The 20,201-nt window shown below is 54.8% G+C and carries 18 protein-coding genes; 6 read left to right on the forward strand and 12 right to left on the reverse strand.

The features are described from left to right. Positions 1-11 precede the first annotated feature (11 nt). Positions 12-3,149 (reverse strand): FtsK/SpoIIIE family DNA translocase, encoded by a 3,138-nt coding sequence (locus tag E0E37_RS14710; protein ID WP_246019745.1) that lies wholly within the window; start codon positions 3,147-3,149, stop codon positions 12-14. 276 nt (positions 3,150-3,425) lie between these two features. On the opposite strand from E0E37_RS14710, the gene E0E37_RS14715 reads away from it, so the two are divergent. The 4 genes from E0E37_RS14715 to dapD all read left to right on the forward strand — a co-directional run bounded on the left by E0E37_RS14715 (position 3,426) and on the right by dapD (position 6,914). Then, positions 3,426-4,418, forward strand: coding sequence for an aspartate-semialdehyde dehydrogenase (locus tag E0E37_RS14715; protein WP_130863748.1), 993 nt, complete (start codon positions 3,426-3,428; stop codon positions 4,416-4,418). Between the two features lie 23 nt (positions 4,419-4,441). After that, positions 4,442-5,320, forward strand: coding sequence for a 4-hydroxy-tetrahydrodipicolinate synthase (gene dapA / locus E0E37_RS14720; RefSeq protein WP_130863749.1), 879 nt, complete (start codon positions 4,442-4,444; stop codon positions 5,318-5,320). A 17-nt stretch (positions 5,321-5,337) separates the two neighbouring features. Beyond that, positions 5,338-6,108 carry a 4-hydroxy-tetrahydrodipicolinate reductase gene (gene dapB, locus E0E37_RS14725; protein WP_130863750.1) on the forward strand — a complete coding sequence of 257 codons (771 nt, stop codon included), beginning with the start codon at positions 5,338-5,340 and terminating at the stop codon, positions 6,106-6,108. Positions 6,109-6,197: 89 nt separating this feature from the next. After that, on the forward strand, positions 6,198-6,914 hold the full coding sequence (gene dapD, locus E0E37_RS14730) for a 2,3,4,5-tetrahydropyridine-2,6-dicarboxylate N-acetyltransferase (protein WP_130863751.1): 717 nt from the start codon (positions 6,198-6,200) through the stop codon (positions 6,912-6,914). A gap of 20 nt (positions 6,915-6,934) precedes the next feature. Here the strand turns inward: dapD and E0E37_RS14735 are convergent, their stop codons facing one another. The 3 genes from E0E37_RS14735 to E0E37_RS14745 all read right to left on the reverse strand — a co-directional run bounded on the left by E0E37_RS14735 (position 6,935) and on the right by E0E37_RS14745 (position 11,260). Then, positions 6,935-7,459, reverse strand: a complete 525-nt coding sequence (locus E0E37_RS14735) for a hypothetical protein (RefSeq protein WP_130863752.1) — start codon at positions 7,457-7,459, stop codon at positions 6,935-6,937. A gap of 250 nt (positions 7,460-7,709) precedes the next feature. Continuing rightward, a complete protein-coding gene (locus E0E37_RS14740; protein ID WP_130863753.1) occupies positions 7,710-8,675 on the reverse strand; it encodes a D-2-hydroxyacid dehydrogenase in 966 nt (321 codons plus the stop codon). After that, positions 8,672-11,260 carry a YfhO family protein gene (locus tag E0E37_RS14745; protein WP_130863754.1) on the reverse strand — a complete coding sequence of 863 codons (2,589 nt, stop codon included), beginning with the start codon at positions 11,258-11,260 and terminating at the stop codon, positions 8,672-8,674. Before E0E37_RS14745 ends, E0E37_RS14740 begins: the two co-directional genes overlap by 4 nt. Before the next feature lie 156 nt (positions 11,261-11,416). On the opposite strand from E0E37_RS14745, the gene E0E37_RS14750 reads away from it, so the two are divergent. Both E0E37_RS14750 and E0E37_RS14755 read left to right on the forward strand, forming a co-directional pair. Continuing rightward, positions 11,417-12,133 carry a response regulator transcription factor gene (locus E0E37_RS14750; protein ID WP_207302972.1) on the forward strand — a complete coding sequence of 239 codons (717 nt, stop codon included), beginning with the start codon at positions 11,417-11,419 and terminating at the stop codon, positions 12,131-12,133. Beyond that, a complete protein-coding gene (locus tag E0E37_RS14755) occupies positions 12,126-13,460 on the forward strand; it encodes a HAMP domain-containing sensor histidine kinase (protein ID WP_130863756.1) in 1,335 nt (444 codons plus the stop codon). The genes E0E37_RS14750 and E0E37_RS14755 overlap by 8 nt, the downstream gene beginning before the upstream one ends. 118 nt (positions 13,461-13,578) lie before the next feature. On the opposite strand, the gene rpmF is transcribed toward E0E37_RS14755, so the two are convergent. From rpmF to E0E37_RS14795, 8 genes are all read right to left on the reverse strand, one after another. Further along, positions 13,579-13,761: a 50S ribosomal protein L32 gene (rpmF, locus tag E0E37_RS14760; RefSeq protein WP_130863757.1), complete on the reverse strand. Its 183-nt coding sequence runs from the start codon at positions 13,759-13,761 to the stop codon at positions 13,579-13,581. A 140-nt stretch (positions 13,762-13,901) separates the two neighbouring features. After that, positions 13,902-15,101 (reverse strand): acetate/propionate family kinase, encoded by a 1,200-nt coding sequence (locus E0E37_RS14765; protein ID WP_130864493.1) that lies wholly within the window; start codon positions 15,099-15,101, stop codon positions 13,902-13,904. 242 nt (positions 15,102-15,343) lie between these two features. Beyond that, the gene (locus E0E37_RS14770; protein WP_165445380.1) at positions 15,344-16,570 is read right to left on the reverse strand and encodes a nucleotidyltransferase; all 1,227 of its coding nucleotides are present in this window, start codon (positions 16,568-16,570) and stop codon (positions 15,344-15,346) included. A 2-nt stretch (positions 16,571-16,572) separates the two neighbouring features. Further along, positions 16,573-18,045: a hypothetical protein gene (locus E0E37_RS14775; protein ID WP_130863759.1), complete on the reverse strand. Its 1,473-nt coding sequence runs from the start codon at positions 18,043-18,045 to the stop codon at positions 16,573-16,575. A gap of 64 nt (positions 18,046-18,109) precedes the next feature. Beyond that, positions 18,110-18,640, reverse strand: coding sequence for an ATP synthase subunit B family protein (locus tag E0E37_RS14780; RefSeq protein ID WP_130863760.1), 531 nt, complete (start codon positions 18,638-18,640; stop codon positions 18,110-18,112). Continuing rightward, entirely contained in the window at positions 18,640-19,140 is a 501-nt protein-coding gene (coaD, locus tag E0E37_RS14785; RefSeq protein ID WP_130863761.1) for a pantetheine-phosphate adenylyltransferase, read from the reverse strand. The genes E0E37_RS14780 and coaD overlap by 1 nt, the downstream gene beginning before the upstream one ends. Continuing rightward, positions 19,137-19,688 (reverse strand): 16S rRNA (guanine(966)-N(2))-methyltransferase RsmD, encoded by a 552-nt coding sequence (gene rsmD, locus E0E37_RS14790; RefSeq protein WP_130863762.1) that lies wholly within the window; start codon positions 19,686-19,688, stop codon positions 19,137-19,139. Before rsmD ends, coaD begins: the two co-directional genes overlap by 4 nt. Before the next feature lie 234 nt (positions 19,689-19,922). Beyond that, positions 19,923-20,132 (reverse strand): alpha/beta-type small acid-soluble spore protein, encoded by a 210-nt coding sequence (locus tag E0E37_RS14795; protein ID WP_130863763.1) that lies wholly within the window; start codon positions 20,130-20,132, stop codon positions 19,923-19,925. Between the last annotated feature and the right edge of the window lie 69 nt (positions 20,133-20,201).

Genomic DNA, 20,201 nt, shown 5'->3' on the forward strand with positions numbered 1-20,201 from the left:
TTTTCCGGGGATCAGCCGTCCCTTTCCGGACTGTCTTCCCTGTCGATCCGGCCGGATGAGGACTCCGCGGGATCGGCGACGTCCGCTCCTGCGTTCAGAGCTTCCAGTTCCTCCATGCTCATGAGCACTTTCCTGGGCCGGCTTCCGTCGGCCGGGCCGATGATGCCTCTGGCCTCCATCATATCCACCAGACGGGCCGCGCGGTTATATCCGATGCGGAAGCGCCGCTGCAGCATGGAGACGGAGATCTTTTCCGTCTGGACCGCAGTTTCGATGGCCTCGGCCAGCAGTTCGTCCTCATCGTCGTCCACACCGCTGCCGCCGCTGCCCGACTGCGCTTTATCGATGCTGTTGATCACCTCGGAAGAGTATTCTGTCTCCGGTCCGTTGTCTTTCAGGTACTCGATCACTTTATGCACCTCGCTGTCGGAGATAAAGCATCCCTGTACGCGCAGAGGTTTTCCCATGCCCATGGGATGGAACAGCATATCGCCCTTCCCCACCAGTTTTTCCGCCCCCGCCATGTCGAGTATGGTTCGGGAGTCGAACTGTGAGGATACGGCGAAGGCGATCCTCGACGGAATGTTGGCCTTGATCACGCCGGTGATAATATCCACCGAGGGCCGCTGAGTGGCCACGATCAGATGCATGCCGGCCGCACGGGCTTTCTGGGCCAGACGGCAGATCGACTCCTCCACCTGGGAGGGAGCCGACATCATCAGATCCGCCAGCTCGTCGATGATGATGACCACCTGAGGCAGCGTGGGCTCGTCTCCGCCCTTCGCCCGGATCGCGTCGTTGTAGCTGGCCAGATCGCGCACCCGTTCTTCGGCGAATTTGTTGTAACGGTCGTCCATTTCAGCCACCGCCCAGTTCAGGGCCGCCGCGGCTTTGGAGGGATCGGTGACCACCGGGATCAGCAGATGGGGGATCCCATTGTAATTGCTCAGCTCTACCACTTTGGGGTCGATGAGCACCAGCTTGACCTCGTCTGGCCGCGCCTTATATAAAATACTGATGATCAGGCTGTTGATGCACACGCTCTTTCCGGAACCGGTGGAGCCTGCGATCAGCAGATGGGGCATGCCTTTCAGGTCTGCCACGATGGCGTTTCCCGCGATATCTTTTCCCACAGCGAAGGATATCTTCGACTTTGCAGCCTTGAACTCGGCGGAGTCCACGATCTCACGGATGCTGACCATATTCACCCGGTCGTTTTCGACCTCGATGCCCACAGCTGCTTTTCCGGGTATGGGCGCTTCCATGCGGATGCTCTTGGCTTCCAGATTCAGGGCGATGTCGTCGGACAGACGCACGATGCTGCTGACCTTCACTCCGGTGTTGGGCTGGATCTCGTATCTGGTTACGGCCGGCCCTTTCGTCACCTGGATGACTTTGGCGTTGACGCCAAAGTTGTGGAGCGTCTCCTCCAGCTTCATGGCCTTGGCCTGCAGAGCTACCTGCTCTCCTATATCTTTCTCTGACGTTACTTTGTTCAGCAGATCCACCGGCGGCATCTTATAGGCCGCCAGAGGTTTGCCGCTGCTGACGATCTTCAGCTCGGGGATGGGAGCGTCGTCCTTTTTCCCGGAATGCGCCGGGCCGGCAAAAGACTCTCTGCGTTCCCCGCCGCTTTCCGTATCGCCGGCAGGAACCGCGGTCTCCCGCTGACGGGAGGGGAACTGCAGCAGCGTGTGTTCCTCGTTGTTTCTGCCCCAACTGTCGCTCTCCGAACTGCCGCTCCCGGACCCTTCTTCCGCAGGATCCAGCTGGCTGGCTGAGGATCGGAAGCTGCCCGGATCCTCTGGTTTCACCAGACGAAGGCCGGGTTCTTCCGGGAGTTCCACCGGCGCGTTCCAGTTGAATTCGCTTTCGTCGCCGTCCTCCTGGTCGATCAGCTCGGCGATGCGGCTTTCCGGTCCATCCTCCGGTATATCGAAGCGTTCTTCCACCCTGTGTCCGGCGTCCTGATGGGAGGAAGCGGCGTATGCAGCGTCCGCTGCGCCGGCTCCCGGGTCTATCCCGCCTGCGCCTGCAGAACTGGCTGCGGCGTACGGCGGCTCCTCAGGAGGAAGACCGGTTTTTTCGGGAATGACGCCCTCCGGCCTGCTCTCCCACAGTCCCATACCTGGCGTGGATATGACCGGATCTTCCAGACCCAGACCTGTCCCGCGGGTCTCCGCCCCGTCAAACAGACTGTCGTCCTGCATATAATCCAATATTTTTCGCTGACCCGGACTGAGATTCGGGGGCAGATTCCTGCCGGTATCCGACGGCTTCGAGCCGAAGAGCCCCAGACCTCCGAAAAAACTGCCTCCCGTTCCGCCGCTGCGGACGGGGGCTGCAGGAGGCGCCTGCCTCCTGACGGTCTCCGGTTCTTTTGCAGAGGCTGCGGCAGGCCCCCGGCCGGAAATGCCCGATGAAGGCCCGTCCATGCCCAGCGCCTCCGCCGCGGCGTCCTCTTCCTCTCTTCTCGCCAGCGCCGCCAGCCGCTTTTCCTTCCAGCCGTCCAGGAACTGTGAGATCGGAGTGTTGATCACCAGCATACCGCAGACAGCGATGACCAGGAGCGAAAAGATATAGAGACCCATTTTCCCCACGGCTTTTACCAGCAGCAGGCCGACGAACATGCCGAAGACGCCTCCGCTCTCCAGGGTCGTTCCGCTGTCAAAGACTTCTTTAAAGAAACCAAAGGTGATTTTCTCTGTTCCGGCGTCGGTTAAAAAATGCCCGGAATTCACGATGGTGACCATGAGAAATACGAGCAGCAGACACACGGCGGAACGAGTCCCGATATGCGTCATGTGCTTAGTGAACAGTAAAATACCGTACAGGATCAGATAGTACGGCAGTATGTACGCCACGAACCCAAAACACCCCTTCAGCATAAGCTGGATCGCGTGGCCGAACTGACCGGCGGCTTCCGTCTGCAGGGATACCACAAGAAAAGCGCCCAGAGCGATGAGAACGATGGACCAGATCTCGTCTCGGAGCCGTTTTTTTGCCGCGAGCTTTTCCAGTTCCTCCTTGTTCTTTGCGCCGCGGGAGCTTTTTGCTCTGCTGGAGCCCGCGCTTCTGGAACCGCTTCTTGCGGTGCTTTTATTCGATGAACCGGACGACCTGCCCGTTGTCTTCTTTTGTTCTGCCATTCCTTCCTCCAATTATCGTTTTGACGCGCCGCGTCTCATTTACCTTCAGTCCAGTCATTTCACAGCGTCTGCATTCCAAAGGTAACAACACTGCATTATATCATAATTTTGTTTTGAAGAAAAGAAGAGCACTTATTTTGCGCAAAAATATATATATAATAGTATAAAAAATAATTAACATTTTCGGAGAAATGAAGTATAATAGTTTCTAATTATTTGTTAAAACCATTCGCATCCAATGTACTAATTGAATATATATAACAGGAGGATAGGAAAATGAACAGAAAACCAAACGTTGCAGTAGTAGGTGCTACCGGAGTGGTTGGAAGTACCTTCTTGAAGGTGCTCGAAGACAGGGATTTCCCTTTCGAGAACATCTATATGATGGCTTCCGCCAAATCCGCGGGCAGTACCGTGACTTTCAAGGGCAAGGAGTATGTAGTGGAAGAGCTGACAGAGCACTCTTTCGACAAACCCATCGACATCGCCCTGTTTTCTGCAGGCGGTTCCACCAGTGAAAAATACGCGCCCATCGCGGCGGCTCACGGCGTTACCGTAGTTGACAACAGCAGCCAGTGGAGAATGGACCCGGAGGTCCCCCTTGTGGTCCCCGAAGTCAATCCCGCCGATATCCAGTGGAACAAAGGGATCATCGCAAATCCCAACTGTTCTACCATTCAGGCGATGGTAGTGCTGAAGCCCCTCCACGAAAAGTATAAGATCAAGAGAGTCATCTACTCCACCTATCAGGCGGTCTCCGGTTCCGGCGTAAAGGGAATCAACGACCTGAAGGAGGGTCTCAAAGGCAACGATCTGTGTCAGGCTTATCCTCATCCCATCGCGGGCAACTGTCTGCCCCACATCGATTCCTTCCTCGACAATGGATATACAAAGGAAGAAATGAAGATGATCAACGAGACTCACAAGATCCTGGGGGACGACACGATCAAAGTGACAGCCACCACCGTTCGCGTACCGGTGTTCGACTCCCACAGCGAGAGCATCAACATCGAGTTTGAAACGCCCTTTGAATTGGAGGACGTGAGAAAGGCGCTGGCCGATTTCCCGGGCATCGTGGTCGTGGATGATCCAAAGAACAACGTATACCCTCTCGCAAGAGAAGCGGCAGGAAAAGACGAAGTCTTCGTAGGACGGATCCGCAGAGACTTCAGTGTGGAAAACGGAATCAACCTCTGGGTTGTAGCGGATAATATCAGAAAGGGCGCGGCGACCAACGCCGTTCAGATCGCCGAATTATTAATCAAATAAATTCGGAAAGAAGGGATGTCTGAATGACATTTACAGGTGCCGGCGTTGCTCTGGTGACGCCGTTTGCAGACGGAAAAGTGGATTTTCCGGCCCTGGAAGCACTGATCGACTGGCAGATCGAAAACGAGATCGACGCTATCATCAGCTGCGGAACCACGGGAGAGGCATCTACATTAAGCGACAAAGAACATATTGATGTTGTAAAATTTACGATAGATAAGGTGCGTGGCCGGGTCCCCGTCATAGCGGGAGCAGGCAGCAACGATACAAAACACGCCGTCGAGATGAGCAAAGCCCTGATCGACGCCGGTGCAGACGGACTGCTGATGGTCACCCCTTATTACAACAAATGTACTCAAAAAGGACTGATCGAACATTACCTGGCCATCGCAGACGAGATAACCGTTCCCATGATTATCTATTCCGTACAGGGCCGGACTGGTGTGAACATCAGTCCTTTTGCTGTATCCAGACTCTGCCGCCATCCCAACATCTGCGGCATCAAAGAAGCCAGCGGAAACATTTCACAGGTAGTGGATATCGCCAAATACTGCTCCGATCAGTTCGCCCTCTACTCGGGCAACGACGATTCCACAGTGCCCTTCATGGCCCTGGGAGGCAAAGGCGTGATCTCCACGGCGGCAAACATCATTCCCCGTCAGATGCACCGCATGGTACAGGACTACATAGCTGGAGATACGGTGGGCGCGGCCAAGCAGCAGATCGAGCTGAAACCGCTCATCGACGCTCTGTTTGCAGAGGTCAATCCCATTCCCGTCAAAGCCGCGCTGGCCATGATGGGCAAGATCCGTCAGGAATACCGTCTGCCCCTGTGCGCGCCGTCGGAGGAAACGCTGGCGCTGCTGCAGAAGGAATTGAAAAATCATGGGCTTGTTGAGTAATATCTCCGGGAGGACTTATGTTACAGATTATCGTTCACGGCTGCGAAGGGAAAATGGGAAAAATTCTCACACAGACCGCCCAGGACTGCGGATCTGTCCAGGTGGCGGCCGGTATCGACGCCCGCTGTCAGGAGGGCTACAGCCTCTCCAATCCTGTATCCTTTCCCTGTTACAGCGAATTCAGTCACTGCAGGACAGAAGCGGACGTGGTGGTCGATTTTTCAAATCCGGCCTGTCTCGCCCCGCTTCTGGCCTTCTGTACAGAGAGAAAACTGCCGCTGGTCATCGCCACCACCGGCTTTCAGCCGGAAGAACTCTCCGCCATCGAAAAAGCGGCGGAGACCATTCCCATCTTTCGCTCCGCCAATATGTCCCTTGGCATCAACGTCATGGCGAGGATGCTGAGACTGGCCGCCGCAAATCTTGAAAAAGACTTCAACATAGAAATCATTGAAAAACACCATAATAAAAAAGTAGATTCGCCCAGCGGCACGGCCTTCCTGCTGGCGGACGCCGTAAACCAGGGATGTCAGGTCAAAAAGGATCTGGTTTTCGGGCGCCACGGCAGAGCTGACGAGTGCAGGATAACGGATATGGGCATCCATGCAGTCCGCGGCGGCTCCATTCCAGGCGACCACACCGTTCTATTCGCCGGACCGGGAGAGACGATCGAGATCACACACCGCGCCCTGTCAAAGGATATCTTCGCCGCAGGCGCGCTTCAGGCGGCCGCCTGGCTGGCAGACAGGGAGCCCGGTCTTTATTCCATGGAAGATATGCTGAGCTGAAGACGCGCGTCCATGGACATAAGCTAAAATCTGCCGCCGGGCTGGCGCCGGCGGCAGACAAAATTAAAAAGTGACAGAGAGGAATCAAGATGGACACTAACCTTTTTCAGCTGACCGACCCCCATGAGATCGCAAAGGCGATCAAGGCCCTGCCGAAAAAAACACCTGTGAAAGCTTACGTACAGGGCGACCTGTCCCGCGTTCAGTTTTCCAAGGGAAAACAATTCGGCGCCGAGGGCTTTTACGTGTTGTTCGGGGACTGGAAGGACGTATCTGATTTCCTCGATTTTTACTGCGACCGCATCAACGCATATGAGATCGAATGGGACCGCAGAAATTCTGCGATCCCTCTGCTGGATACGAAAGAAACCAGCGCCCGGGTGGAACCCGGCGCAGTCGTGCGCCAGGGCGCCGCGCTGGGTGAAAACTGCATCGTCATGATGGGCGCGGTGGTAAACATCGGCGCCAAGATCGGCGACAGCTCCATGGTGGACATGAACGCCGTCATCGGAGCCCGCGCCGTGGTGGGCAGCCACGTGCACGTGGGCGCCGGCGCTGTGATCGCCGGAGTTCTGGAGCCGCCCAGCTCTGAGCCTGTCAGGATCGGCGACTACGTGATGATCGGCGCCAACGCCGTGATCTTAGAGGGCGTCGCCGTGGGCGACCACGCTGTGGTGGCCGCCGGGTCTGTGGTGACAAAAGACGTGGCTCCAGGCACGGTGGTGGCCGGTATGCCCGCGCGGCTGGTGAAGGAGCGGGATGAAAAGACCGATGAAAAGACACAGTTTCTGGAGGATCTGCGGTAGTGCAAAGCGCTGGTCAAAAGTCAGAGCCCCGGCTCCTCTATTTTCCGGTATCGATCAAGCATGGATAAATACCAGAAATATTCGTCGTTCTCATTCTCGTAGTCATCAGGCTCAATTCCAATTTCAATAAATAGTTCCAATGTGAGCAGCGAACTGTTAGAGACAATCTGATTGGAATTTTTTTCGATCAAGACGACGAGCCGCTCATCTCTTTCCGAAGAATTATCATCTCGGCACATTGGCACAAAATCCTTAAAATAACGTTCACTTTCCGCATTTCTTTCAATTTCAATTACGTGCAATTCCAAAGTGTCGGCGCACAAATTGAATCGTTCACCCTTTTGGCTGTTCACAAAATTTTCAATTTGGATCTTCAAATACAGCGTAGGAATATCGTCCTTTTCTATTTCTCTAATTAAAAACTTCTTTGAAAGAAATTGAATGATCTGGTCGCTGTTTTTATGATGAGGAACAAAAGTCCCTTTATAGTTTTGCTGTAAGTATTGATAATAGTTTTTTTGATCGTCTGTCTTTTTTGTTTCCATTTTACACCCACCTGTCTCAGAACACCTATAAATCCCATCGAATCTTTGCCCGCTTATATAAATCCTGAATTTCATTCTCATACTTATCAATTACAGGCTGCATATATGGGTCCAATGCAGTCTATTTTTACTTTATCATATTTACTGGAATATTTGTGTATTTTTTTGTCTGAAAAACAAGAAAAAGCTGATCCGGTTTATCGGATCAGCTCAACTGATACAATCCTTATTTTGATCTCTGCGGTCCCATTCATCGCTCCGCTCTTCGGTAGCCCTCCGTCAGGTCCACCACACTTTTCAGCGGCTCGCCGCAGAGATGACGACGAAGATTTTCCGCTGCGATCTCCGCCAGGAGATCCAAGGTCTTTGGCAGGTTGAAGTCCCCGGAGACGTGCGGCGTCAAAATGGCGTTGGGCAGGTCCCAGAAGGGATGCTCAGGGGGCAGCGGCTCCGGGTCCGTAACGTCCAGGATCGCTCCGGCCAGATGTCCGTCCTTCATCACCTCGCAGAGGGCGTCGAGATCCACTGCCGACCCGCGGCCATTGTTCAGCAGAAAGGCGTCTTTTTTCATGGAAAGCAGCTGCGGGCGGCCGATCAGGCCGCAGGTGCGCGCCGTGCCGGGCAGCGTCAGCGCCACGATATCCGCTCTGGCCAGTTCATCGTCCAGAGTCTCCATGGTGTGCATTTCATCGGCAAACTCAGAGGGAAGTCCCGGCGTGCGGCGGATCCCCACAACGTAGCTTCCCATGGCTCTCATGCGCCGTGCGAATTCAGAGCCCAGGTTTCCAAAACCGATCACCAGCGTCCTGGTCCCGTAAATGCCGCTTACGGCGCCTTCATCTCTCCACAGATGTTTCTTCTGGTTATCATAGTAGCGGTACAGGTTTTTCTTCATGGCCAGCAGCGCTCCCAGCATATGCTCTGCGATGGCCAGGCCGTAAGCGCCTGTGGCGCAGGTCAGCTCTGCGCCGGCCGGCAGAACGCCGGGCGCAGTGTAAGCGTCCGCCCCGGCGGAATGAAGCTGCAGCAGCTCCAGATGTCCGCAGCCTTTCAAAAGATCCGGATCGATATTTCCTATAATAATATCCGCCTTCGCGGCCATCTCACCCGTCTCCTGACCTTGTGGGCAATAGGTAAAACAGCAGCCGGGAGCCTGACGCTCCAGCAGCGTCTTCTGCTCCGGTGAAAAAGGCGTCAGTACCAATATCTGTTTCATAGTGAATCCCCCTTCTTTTCGCTCTTTTCTGCTATTCGCTCGTTTCTATCATTATACATGTCTCCGGTTGTCACCACAAGAGAAAGAGCGTTGTGGTTCCGGCGCCGGAACGAAAGGAAATGGCTGACCAGAGCAAGTCCCCCCAAAGAGAAGCCGCAGAGAGATACCATCATCCCCAGAGTTTTTCCCGGAGGTCGGTATGTCACAACGATCTCATGGAGACCTTTTTCGATGGGAAATCCCAGAAACGCGCAGTTCACCCGATGGTATTCCCGGGCGTCGCCGTCCACGGTCACGGTAAATCCGCGGTCGTAGGGAATGGATGTGGCAACCCAGCCGTTTTCCGACACGTGGATCCTTCCGGAGATCCGGTTCGCCCCCCATTGTTCCCGCCGGACTTCAAAGGGGTCCGGCTTATCTGTGGCCGCCCAAAGCCGCCGCTCATCCATGACGGCCATCTTCAGGCCGGAAATATCATAGCGTCCTTCTCCAAATTTCACGGTCAGTCCATCCAAAGGTGCGCCGGAGGACAACACGTAGCAGAAATGTGTGTTTCCATTGGGATAGAGGGCGTTTTTTTTGGACAGTTTATTGGTGATCCCGTTGATCGTAATGGAGATGTCCTGATTTTTCGGCGTACCCTTATCTTCTACGTCGAATTCCACCAGCAAGATCGTTTCGCGCAGCGGTTTTTGGAAAGGCGCCGTCACAGTCTCGCCGCAGCGGACCGCGGGAAATCCCTCCGCTCCCAGAAGCTCTTTCTGTTCGGCGGCCGTCATCTGATGAAACCACTCTTCCTCCCCCTGTTCCTCCGGAAGGTTCTCCGCACCGTCCCCAGTTTCTGTTATGATGCGCTGAAACAGAGTCTGGAGCCGTTGGGGAAGTTCCATCTTTTCAATTTCCTCTCTGTCTGCCGTTTCAGCCATGGCCCAGCCCAGAGGCAATACGCGGCGATTCTCGTACAGTGACAGCTCCTCCCGCTCCGCGATCTTCTCATATCCTGCGGGGACGTCTCCTGCGGAGATCAGATAGCGCACGCCCATGAAAGCCTGAAAGAAGAGATTCTCCGTGCTCACATTCATCATGGCGTTGCGGACAGGTACGGCGTTCTGGCAGAGTTCTCCGCAGAACCGGCTGTAATCCTGATTGTACACCGAAGAATAAACGGAGGTGCGCAGGGCCGATCTGCCAAAAGTCTGATTGACCGCAGCCGATCCGCCGGAAAGATCGTCGCATCTGGCCTGCAGATCGTCCGTTCGACTTTCAAGCAGCGACTCCTTCGCCTGCAGCCTGAGCCTGTCCCACCTGTCTGCGCTCACCCAGTCTTCTCCCTGATTTGCCGCGTCGCATTTGACCGGCGGCGGTATCACCACAGTCAGAAAAAGCAGCAGCGCACACGCCTTTTGAGCGGCTGCCCTTCCGACGCCTTCCGTCTTCCCCCTCTTCCGCAGCCAACATGCCGTTCTCTGCAGCAGCTCCGCTGTCATCAAGCAATACAGCGGGAGAAAGGGGATCAGAGCTTTCGGTCTCGTATAAAGGGTCCCGTTCAGCAGCCACACCAGCCCCGGTACTGTCACCAGCAGGATCAGACCGGCCGGAAGCAGTTTTTTTCGTCCCGTCCGAAACCACAGCCCTGCCAGAAGCGCCGGCAGAGCGATCCAGGTGAGCCCCAGCGTATAGGAGCCGCCCAGCAGCCACTGAGGCTCGGGGGCAGGTAAAAATCGTTTTGCCGTCTCCAGGATCGACGAAAGGATATCCCCCGTCTCCATGACAGGTATGTTCCCGCTCCGCCCGGACAACAGCGCCAGCCCCGCGGGGACCCAGAGGATGCCGGCCATCAGCACAGCGATACAGGCGCTGACCAGCAGACCCATACATTTTTTTAGCCGGTTTTTGCAGGGCGTGTTTTCTGTTTCCGACACAGTGTAAAGGGCCAGAGCCGCCAGACATCCCACGCTGAAAAAATAACTGGTCAGGATACAGCCCAGCACCGAAGCGCAGAATACCGCGTGCCAGCCAGCCTTGGGACAGCGGTCTGCAGCGATGAACGCCAGTATCAGAAAGGGCATGTAGCTGACGAACATGATCTGCCGGTGGGCGTGAAAGATCAGCGGTGCGGCGCACAGGAAACAGAGCGACGAGGCGAACGCCGCCCATGGCGCGGCGGACCTGCCCCGCATCCAGAGGAAAAAGAGTCCCGCGCTGATGACCGTTCCCCCTGCGGAGACCGCCTCCAGCCATTGTTCCATGGGGATCTGCGGAAACAGATACGAACACAGAACAAAGGGACTGAACAGCCCGTAATACGCGAAATTATAAATGTTCTGTCCCCCGCCCAGTTCCGCTGCGAAATCGGGGAACAATGAGCCTGTCTGCAGAAATTGCTGCCGGAAATACTCGGGAAACACAGCGTGCTGGCTGAGCCAGTCGGTGGCGGAGCCAAACAGCGTCTGATCCGGACGCACCGACCGCATCAAAAGCAGCGCGGCGGCGCACAGCAGAGCGCAGAGGATCACATCTCCCTGCGCCGGCCCGCCGCCTGCTTCCCGCTCTCCCTGAATTTTTCCTGTCTCTCTTTTACTCATTCTTCTCAGACCTCCCCCCTTTTGACTATTGCAGAATACACGGCAATTCTTAAGAAATGGCTTAAGTCCTTTCTTAAGAATTCTTAAACCGCTGCGCAGACAACGGGCTTTCGTGTATAATAAGGGATAATAAACGGAAAACAGATGGAGGATTTTATGGAACCGGAAACGATCCTGGTGGCGGACGATAACGAAGAGATTCTTGAAATTATACAGGTTTTGCTGGAGAGTGAAGGCTACAGAGTTCTTCTGGCCTCTGACGGCAGAGAAGCGCTGGAGATGCTCACGCAGGAGACGGATCTGGTGATCCTCGATGTTATGATGCCCGAAATGTCCGGTCTGAAGGCCTGTGTGGAAATGAGAAAATCTACCAACGCGCCCATCCTGTTTCTCACCGCCAAGTCTAAGGACAGCGACAAGGCGTTAGGGTTTTCCTCGGGAGGAGACGATTATCTGGCCAAACCATTTTCCGCCAGCGAGCTGCTCTGCCGCGTGAAGGCGCTGCTGCGGCGCTACAGGGTCTACCGGGGAAAGCCATCCCCCTGCGAGACCGGCGTCGCAGAGCCGCGGAGCGGTATTCTTTCCTACCATGAGTGGACGCTGGACCCTCTTACCGGCATCCTGTCCCGGGGAACGTCGGAGGTACCTCTGACCGCCCTTGAGTTTCGCATTTTATTTCTGCTGGCTTCTAACCGCGGAAAGATCTTCACCCCGCAGAACCTCTACGAAAGCGTGTGGGAAGAGCCCTACTTCTATACGGCCAACAACACGCTGATGGTGCACATCCGCAACATCCGCAAAAAAATTGAAGAGGATCCCGGAAATCCGGTCTATCTTGTCACCGTGTGGGGAAAGGGGTATCGCTGTGTTTAAATGCCGTGACCTGAAAGTAAAAATGATCTTCGCCATGATCGTCTCGCTCACGATGGCGCTGGCCGTCTTCTGGGCGGCCAGATACTGCGGCGATCTGGTGATCGAATCCCGCTATAACGACTTTTATGAAGAAGAATCCAAATGGATCCGCGGCACCCTGGTGTCTGAAGAACATAACGGCGAACTGGACCTGAACGATGAAAAAGAGCGGCAGAAATGGCTGGATGAACACAGCGAGAATGTTGGGATCGCCCTCTACGACGAATACGGCTGGTATGTAGCCAGCACATCCCTTGAGCAGATGGAAAAGTTATATTCCGATCTGAACGGGCGTTCCTCGATAGAGAACGTTTACAGCAGCCAGCTGGTCAAAGAGTATCCCCTTCCTACAGACGACGGGATCTGGATCCTCGTGCTGTACGGCTATGTCTCAAAGACGGTGGTCCGCGCCGCCGCGCTTATCGAACTGCTTATCGCCGTAGCAGTCTTTTTCCTGGTTTTTCACCTCTGTACCCGAAAGAAGATGAAGGACTTCTTTCTTCTGGAAAAAGAAATACGCCGCATGCAGAGCGGCGATCTGGAGCACGCCATATCCCTCTCCGGCGACGATCAGCTGAGCAGTCTGGCGGAAAATCTGGACCAACTGAGGCTGGCTCTGTCAGAACAGATCGAAAGCGAGCAGGAAGCCAGGAAAGCGAACAGCGAACTGATCACCGCCATGTCCCACGATCTGAGAACGCCGCTGACCGTTCTCATCGGCTACCTGCAGATCATCAACACGCACAGATATAAAACTCCGGAACAGAGGGAAAAATACCTGTTGCTGGCCGAAAAAAAAGCCTGTCAGATCCGCCAGCTCTCTGATAGACTCTTTGAATATTCCCTTGTCTTTGGAACGGACGAACTCCTGCAGCTGGAAGAGACGGACGGCAGAGCTTATCTGGACCGCGTTTTAGAAGAACGGACGCCGGAACTCTCATCGGGGGGATTTTGCGTGATATACGACCGGGACAGCCTTCCCCCATCCCCCTGGTTTCTGACGCTCAACTCTCAGGCTATGGTCCGGGTGTGGGACAATCTTTTTTCCAATGTCCTGCGGCACGGCGACCCGTCCCGGCCGCTGCATCTGGCTTTTTCCTGCTCGGAGACGCAGCTGCGCATCCGCATCAGCAACGCGGTGAGAAAAGAACATGTCCCGGAGTCCGGCAGCGGTGTGGGACTGAAAAGCTGCCGCCGCCTGCTGGAAAAACAACAGGGGGAATTTTCCACAGAGACTTCAGACGGCGACTTCACCGCCGAATTGGGTCTGCCCTACCGGCGCCCCTGAGTTGACCGGTCCCCGCCCCAAATATGCCGCCCGATACAGAAAAAAAAGAACTGTTCTGAATTCATCAGAACAGTTCTTTGATTTTTTGCGTCTTCTGGTTGTTTACCCGAAATCCGGTTTATGCCTCGGATGCAACGATTTCCTTACCGTCATAGTAATTGCAGTTCGGGCAAACTCTATGTGGAAGCTTAGGCTCGTGGCACTGTGGGCATATGGACAACGCAGGTGCAGACATCCTCATCTTGGCGGTTCTTCTCTTATCTCTTCTCGCCTTGGATGTTTTCCTCTTTGGTACTGCCATTCTCGACACCTCCTTTGCTTGTCAAATGCGCGCGTAGTGTTTCAGAGAATGCTCCCCGAAACTAACTATTAAATTATATCTGCATGACAGATGCTTGTCAATAGATTTCCGGAAGAAAATTGACAGATCCACAGGCTGATCTACTTTAATCCGGCCAGCTCCACGGTGTCTCTGGCGATCATCAGCTCTTCGTTGGTGGGGATCAGCAGGATCTTCACCTTGGAATCGTCTGAACTGATCACGGTCTCTTTGCCTCTCACCTTGTTTCTGATCAGATCCATTTTGATGCCCAGGTTGGACAGATCCTGACAGATGATGTCTCTCATACCGATATCATTTTCTCCCACTCCGGCGGTGAAGACGATGGCGTCAACGCCGTTCATCTCAGCCATGTATGCGCCAATGTAGAAGCGGACCTTGTGGGCGAACACTCTCTGAGCCAGCTGTGCTCTCTCGTTTCCATCCTCAGCAGCCTGCTCGATGTCTCTGAAATCGCTGCTGATGCCGGAGATCCCCAGTACGCCGGATTTCTTGTTCAGGATGTTGTTCATCTCGCCCTGGGGCAGATTTTCCTTCTGTCTGATGTAGGTGACGATGGCGGGGTCGATGTCGCCGCTTCTCGTTCCCATGACCAGACCTTCCAGCGGCGTGAAGCCCATGCTGGTATCGATGCATTTGCCGTACCGAATAGCGGATACGCTGGCGCCGTTGCCCAGATGGCAGGTGATGATCTTCAGATCTTCGATCGGTCTGCCCAGCATGGCGGCTGCTCTCTCGGAAACGTACTTATGGCTGGTTCCGTGGAAGCCGTATCTTCTCACCTTGTATTTTTCATAGTATTCGTAGGGAATCGCGTAAATGTAGGATTCCGCAGGCATGGTCTGATGGAACGCCGTATCGAACACGCCGACCATCGGGGTGTTCGGCATCAGTTCCTGGCAGGCGCGGATACCCAGAATGTTGGGCGGATTGTGCAGCGGCGCCAGATCGGTACACTCTTCCAGAGCATCCATGACGCTCTCCGTGATCTTCACGGAGCTGGCATACTTCTCTCCCGCGTGGACGACACGGTGTCCCACCGCGCTGATCTCGCTCATGTCCTTCGCCACCCCGTGGACCGGATCCACGATGGTGTTGAGCACGTGGCCGATGGCGTCCTTGTGATCGTCCATGGGGACCTGAAGAACGTATTTATCCTCCCCCGCCTTCTCATGCTTCAGAACAGAACCCTCGATCCCGATGCGTTCTACGAGTCCTTTGCACAGCAGACTTTCGTCTTCCATCTCTAAGACCTGATATTTCAGAGATGAACTGCCGCAGTTGATGACCAGTACCTTCATTTTCATACTCTCCTTTAAATTGTTAAATTATTCTCAATCCCCATAACGCACAGAATGCCCTCGCCGAAACGGCGCGGGCATTCATTGCATCCGGGATCCACCTATTAACATCTATCCAGATTATATATCGAACCGCACAAAAAATCCAGTATTTTTTCAGTTTCACCTTCCGCCGGCTGCATGTCCGACTGTCTGCGCCGGCAGGAGACCGATCCCCTTCAGACGCCGGCGCCTACGCCCCGTCACACGCGGCAGGGAGAGAGCACAAGATCCGAAGTTTCATAAATCGTTTTCCCCTGCAGCAGATGATAGAGATCGGCGGCCAGCAGATCGTATTTGAGCATGATCTGTTCCCGCTGATCTGTCCTTGTCTCCCTGCTGAGATTGCTGTAGACCGGCATGCGGGCGCAGCCGCTCTGCCGGATCTGCCTGAGCAGCGCGGCGCCCTTTTGACTGAAGGCCAGCAAGTGGCCATAGCGGATCTCCTCGCTGCACACAGTATCAAAGTCGTCTCTTGTGAGCCCCATCAGGATCTGGACCAGGGCCCGCTGCAGCCTGGTTCGGGCGTAGCGCTTTGTCTTGAGGCCCTCCAGCAGGCTTTCCATGCTGTCCGCGCGGATCACCGATTTTTTCAGCAGGTTCTCCATCCCCTCCGTGACAGCCAGAATACGGGCCAGATCTTCCTCAGAAGCGCTTCGGATGCGCATGGCCGCGGGCAGGAACAGATCCTCCGCCGATACCTGCTCCTCCGGAGAGATCTTCCGCAGTACTTCCAGCGTCGCTTCCGGCACATAATCAGCCGCGGATTCCAGAGAACCGGTCCGCGCAAGTTCCCGCCGGATGGCCGTGGCGCTGGCCTGTGTTTTCGTTCCCTCCGGGAGCTCTGTGCTGTGGTACCCGGCGTCCGCCCGCCGGATCCCGTGGGGCCGCATGGTGCTGCCGGTGAGGATGCACTGCTTTAAATACTCAGCCGCCAGTATATTGTTGGGCTTTGAGAGCAGCTCCCCTGCTCGCTCAAAGCCGCGGGCCGCCAGCGCTTCCGTGCGGGCCGCCGCGTAGGATAGTCCCCGGTCCAGCGCTTCCGCCAGCGCCAGCCGGAACCCTGCGTCTTCGCTTGCCAGAATGCGTGCCGCATCCATAAGCTCATGGGTTTCATCCTCGCATCCGAAGGCCAGGTCTGTGACGCAGCCCAGTCCGTTCAGGATCGATACGCCTCCGCGGGCAAACTGCTCCGCGTTGTTGCAGGCGAAGACAAAGGGCAGCTCCAGGACAAGATCCACGCCGTTTTTTACCGCCATCTCCGCACGGACGCGCTTGTCCCACATGGCCGGTTCGCCGCGCTGGAGAAAGCAGCCGCTCATAACGCAGACGGAGCAGTCTGCACCGCTTCGGGCCATGGCCTGCTCCAAATGATATTTATGTCCGTTGTGAAACGGATTGTACTCCGCGATGATTCCCAAAACTTTCACGACTATTTCCTCTTCTTTTTCGTATTTCCGCCGCCGGGGCCGGCGGTATTCCCGGGGTCCTGACCTTCCTTCCGGCGCGTTTTTCCCTTTTTTCTTCCGGCTCGTTTTCCCTCGGCCCTTTTTCCCTCGGTCTGTCTGCGTTCCTTTTTATTCTCAGCTTCCTGCTGACGGCGCGCCTTCTCGCTTTCCCGCTGACGGCGCCGCAGTTCCTTTTCGCGGACCCGCGTCTGCCGCTGCAGCTCTTTGTCCCGGGCCTGCTCCTGACGCAGATGTTCACGCTGCCTGGCAGCTTCTTCACGGCGGATTTTATTCTCCTCCCGTTTCATCACTCTGCGTCTGTGGCTGCGGATCGTAAGATCCACTGCGTTTTGGACGGCGCATGTGAGAGCGAATAAAATTACGATCATTATAACCATTTTCACGGAAAATAACAAACTGTAAAAACTGCCCAGCGCTTTCACGGTCTGGGGTCCGCCGAAATTTCCTGTGGTCACGGCCTCCCCAAGCAGACGGGGACCCAGCGCCAGCGCCAGGAAAAAGGCGATCATACCGTGAGCGATCTTCACTCTCAGATAATACAGGATGCCCACGTCAAAGCCTGACAGCATCGAGATGGACTGCGCCGTGATGGAAATACCGCCAAAGGAAATGAGCATGGAGCACAGAGCACACTTCATTACCATGGAAATGCCCTGGCTGGCTGCAATGCTGCCCGCTCCCACCGTCATTTCCAGCAGTCCTTTGGCTACGCCCTTCTGCCAGGCTGCGCCAAACACGTTCAGGGCGCCGGAGAACTGCAGAAAATCCGTCAGCAGCGTGAACAGTACAATATATCCGCAGATCACGCCAAGGGTCTGAAAGGAGGAAAGGATACAGCGGGTAAACTCTTCCAGCAGCCCTCGTTCTTCGCTGCTGTTTTTCCCGGGAAATCTCTGTGTACTGATCTGGCCGCCGCTCTGTGGCAGACGCTGGGGTCCGGAGCCCAGAAGGATCCGAAACAGCAGACCGTTGAGCAGAGCCGCCCCGTAGTGAGACAGCGCGATGACCAGTCCGGCAGCGCTTTGTCCCAGCATGCTGGCGCCCACGGTGCCCAGCATGAACAGAGGACCCGAAGTCGTGCAGAAAGCCAGCATCCGCCGGCCGTCCATGACGCTGATCTCCCCCCGCCTGCCCATGTCGCCGATGAGCTTTGCGCCCATGGGATAACCCGAAGTTATGCTGATCACAAAGACGAAGGCGCTGGAGCCCGGCGCGCGGAATACCTTCCGGAACAGCCCTTCAAAGTACCGGCCGATCACTGCGGGCACGCCCAGAGCGATCATAAAATTGGCGCAGATAAAAAAGGGCAGCAGCGAAGGCAGCACCGACCCCAGAAACAGCGACAATCCTCTGTCAGCCGCGGAAAGCGCCAGCTCCGGAAAGACCACCATAAGAATACAGCCGACGCCTGAAAAGACGCCGGCCAAAATATACATCGTTCTGTTTTTCTTTTTGCTTTGCTTTCTTTTCATACCAAAGCATATGCGCGGGAAACAGAGGTTATTCGTTGCTTTCCATCTGCGCCCGATAAATCATATCCTTGATCTCGCCGCGGTTGTCCGCGATGGTGGCGTTCACCTTGTCGAAGGTATTTTGCAGGTTGTTGTACATATCTGTAAAATACACGGCGTTCAGCTCGTCCATCTTGTTTTGGAAATTGAACAGGATGCTGTCGATATAGTCGAAGGTCCCCATCTTCAGCGCGCGGACATTGCTCTCCGCCACTCTCATGATCTCGTCGGCCCTCATCTTTGCCTTGACGGTAATGTCGTCGTTTTCGATCAGCGCCTCCGCCTGAGCTTTTGCATCCTTAAGGATCGATTCGTATTCATTCTTCGCCTCGTCCAGAATACGCTGCCGTTCGTCTTTGATCCACTGAGCCTGCTGGATCTCATCGGGAAGCTCCACGCGTATCTCTTTCACGATCTCCAGTATTTCATCCGCGTCTACCAATATTTTCCCCGTAAGCGGAAAGCCTGAGCTGGTGTCTACGATTTCTTCGATCTCATCTAATAGCTCCAATACTTTCATTATTTAATCCCTCCCGTTTTATTCAGACGCTTCTGTTCCATACAGCGAAGGACCTCGTCCGGCACAAGCCCCTTGATCTCGCCGTTCAGCGAAAATACTTCCTTCATCATGCTGGAACTTATGAAGGAATAATCCGGACTGGTCATGAGAAAAATCGTCTCTACGTCTTTATTATACAACCTGGCGTTCATTTGCGCCATCTGTATTTCGTACTCGAAATCGGCGGAAGCCCGCAGACCCCGGACGACCGCCTGAATATTGTTGTTTTTTACGTAATGAGCCAGCAGACCGTCGAAGCAGTCTACGGTGATATTGTGCAGATGAGACGTCACATTGCGGATCATTTCCATACGTTCCGCCGGCGTAAACGTGGCCACCTTGGATTTATTTTCGATCACGCCGACCACCAGCTGATCGCACAGTCTGGACGCCCTCTCGATGAGGTCCAGATGCCCGTTGGTGATGGGATCGAAGGACCCCGCGTAAAGCATTTTCATCATCTATCAGCCCCTTCGTATACGGAAACGCCGATGCTTCCGTACTTTTTATCCTTGATTTTTCTGAGTCCCGGAAGTTCGTCCGGCATCTGATCCTTCGCGTCGTGCTCCGCCACGATGATGCCTTCCTCCGACAACAGTCCGCGCTGAGCGATAATGTCCATGCAGTTGAGCAGAAGTCCGTCCCCGTAAGGAGGATCCAGGAAAAAAATATCCACCTTTTCCCGGAGCCTGGACAGCATGTGGGTGTATTCGCCGGGAATGACCACAGCCTGATCCTCCGCCCGGCAGTGAGTGATATTCTCTCTGGTCAGAGCGATGCTTTCCCTCGATCTGTCTCCGAAATAAACGGTCCCGGCGCCGCGGCTGATGGCTTCCAGTCCCAGATTTCCCGTACCGGAAAACACGTCGGCGCAGACGGTGTCCTCGCCCATATATTCCGCGATCATGCTGAAGATCGCTTCTTTTACCTTGTCCGACGTAGGTCGGACGCTGCGGTCAGCCGGCGGAGCCAGCCGCCGTCCTTTCAGCTTTCCTGATATGATTCGCAATCCTTCTCCCCTTTTCTATCCCTTCATTCCCGCGCCTTTTTCTCTCCGGCCGGGCCGGATCTCTCACCGGGCGCGGTACAGTCTGGTTTTTTTCTTTATGCACAAAATATCGCCTCAGATCTGGGCGATAAATTTCTTTTTTATTGTATCATAATAATTATGTGATGAAAACAAAAAAATAAATATCCACCAGCGCGAGGCTCGTGGATATTTATCTGTTTCACATGGTTTGGCTTATTTGCCAGCCAGCTGCTGTTCAGCCATCTCGACTAATCTCTTAGTCATGTAGCCGCCAACGTAACCATTCTGTCTCGCTGTCAGGTTTCCCTTGTCCATGTTCTGGTAGTTAGCCAGTCCAAGTTCGGTAGCGATCTCAGTTTTCATGTTGTTTAATGCGGGCTTTGCCTCGCTCATCATGATGTTGTTGCTGTTTGAATTAGACATTTTTATCACCTCCTGTTTACGTACTTATGATGACCTTTTCAGGGGGATTGTATGTCTTGTAATGTTTTC

Source organism: Bacilliculturomica massiliensis (assembly GCF_900605495.1).
In the GTDB taxonomy this organism is placed as follows: Bacteria; Bacillota; Clostridia; order Peptostreptococcales; family Anaerovoracaceae; genus Bacilliculturomica; species Bacilliculturomica massiliensis.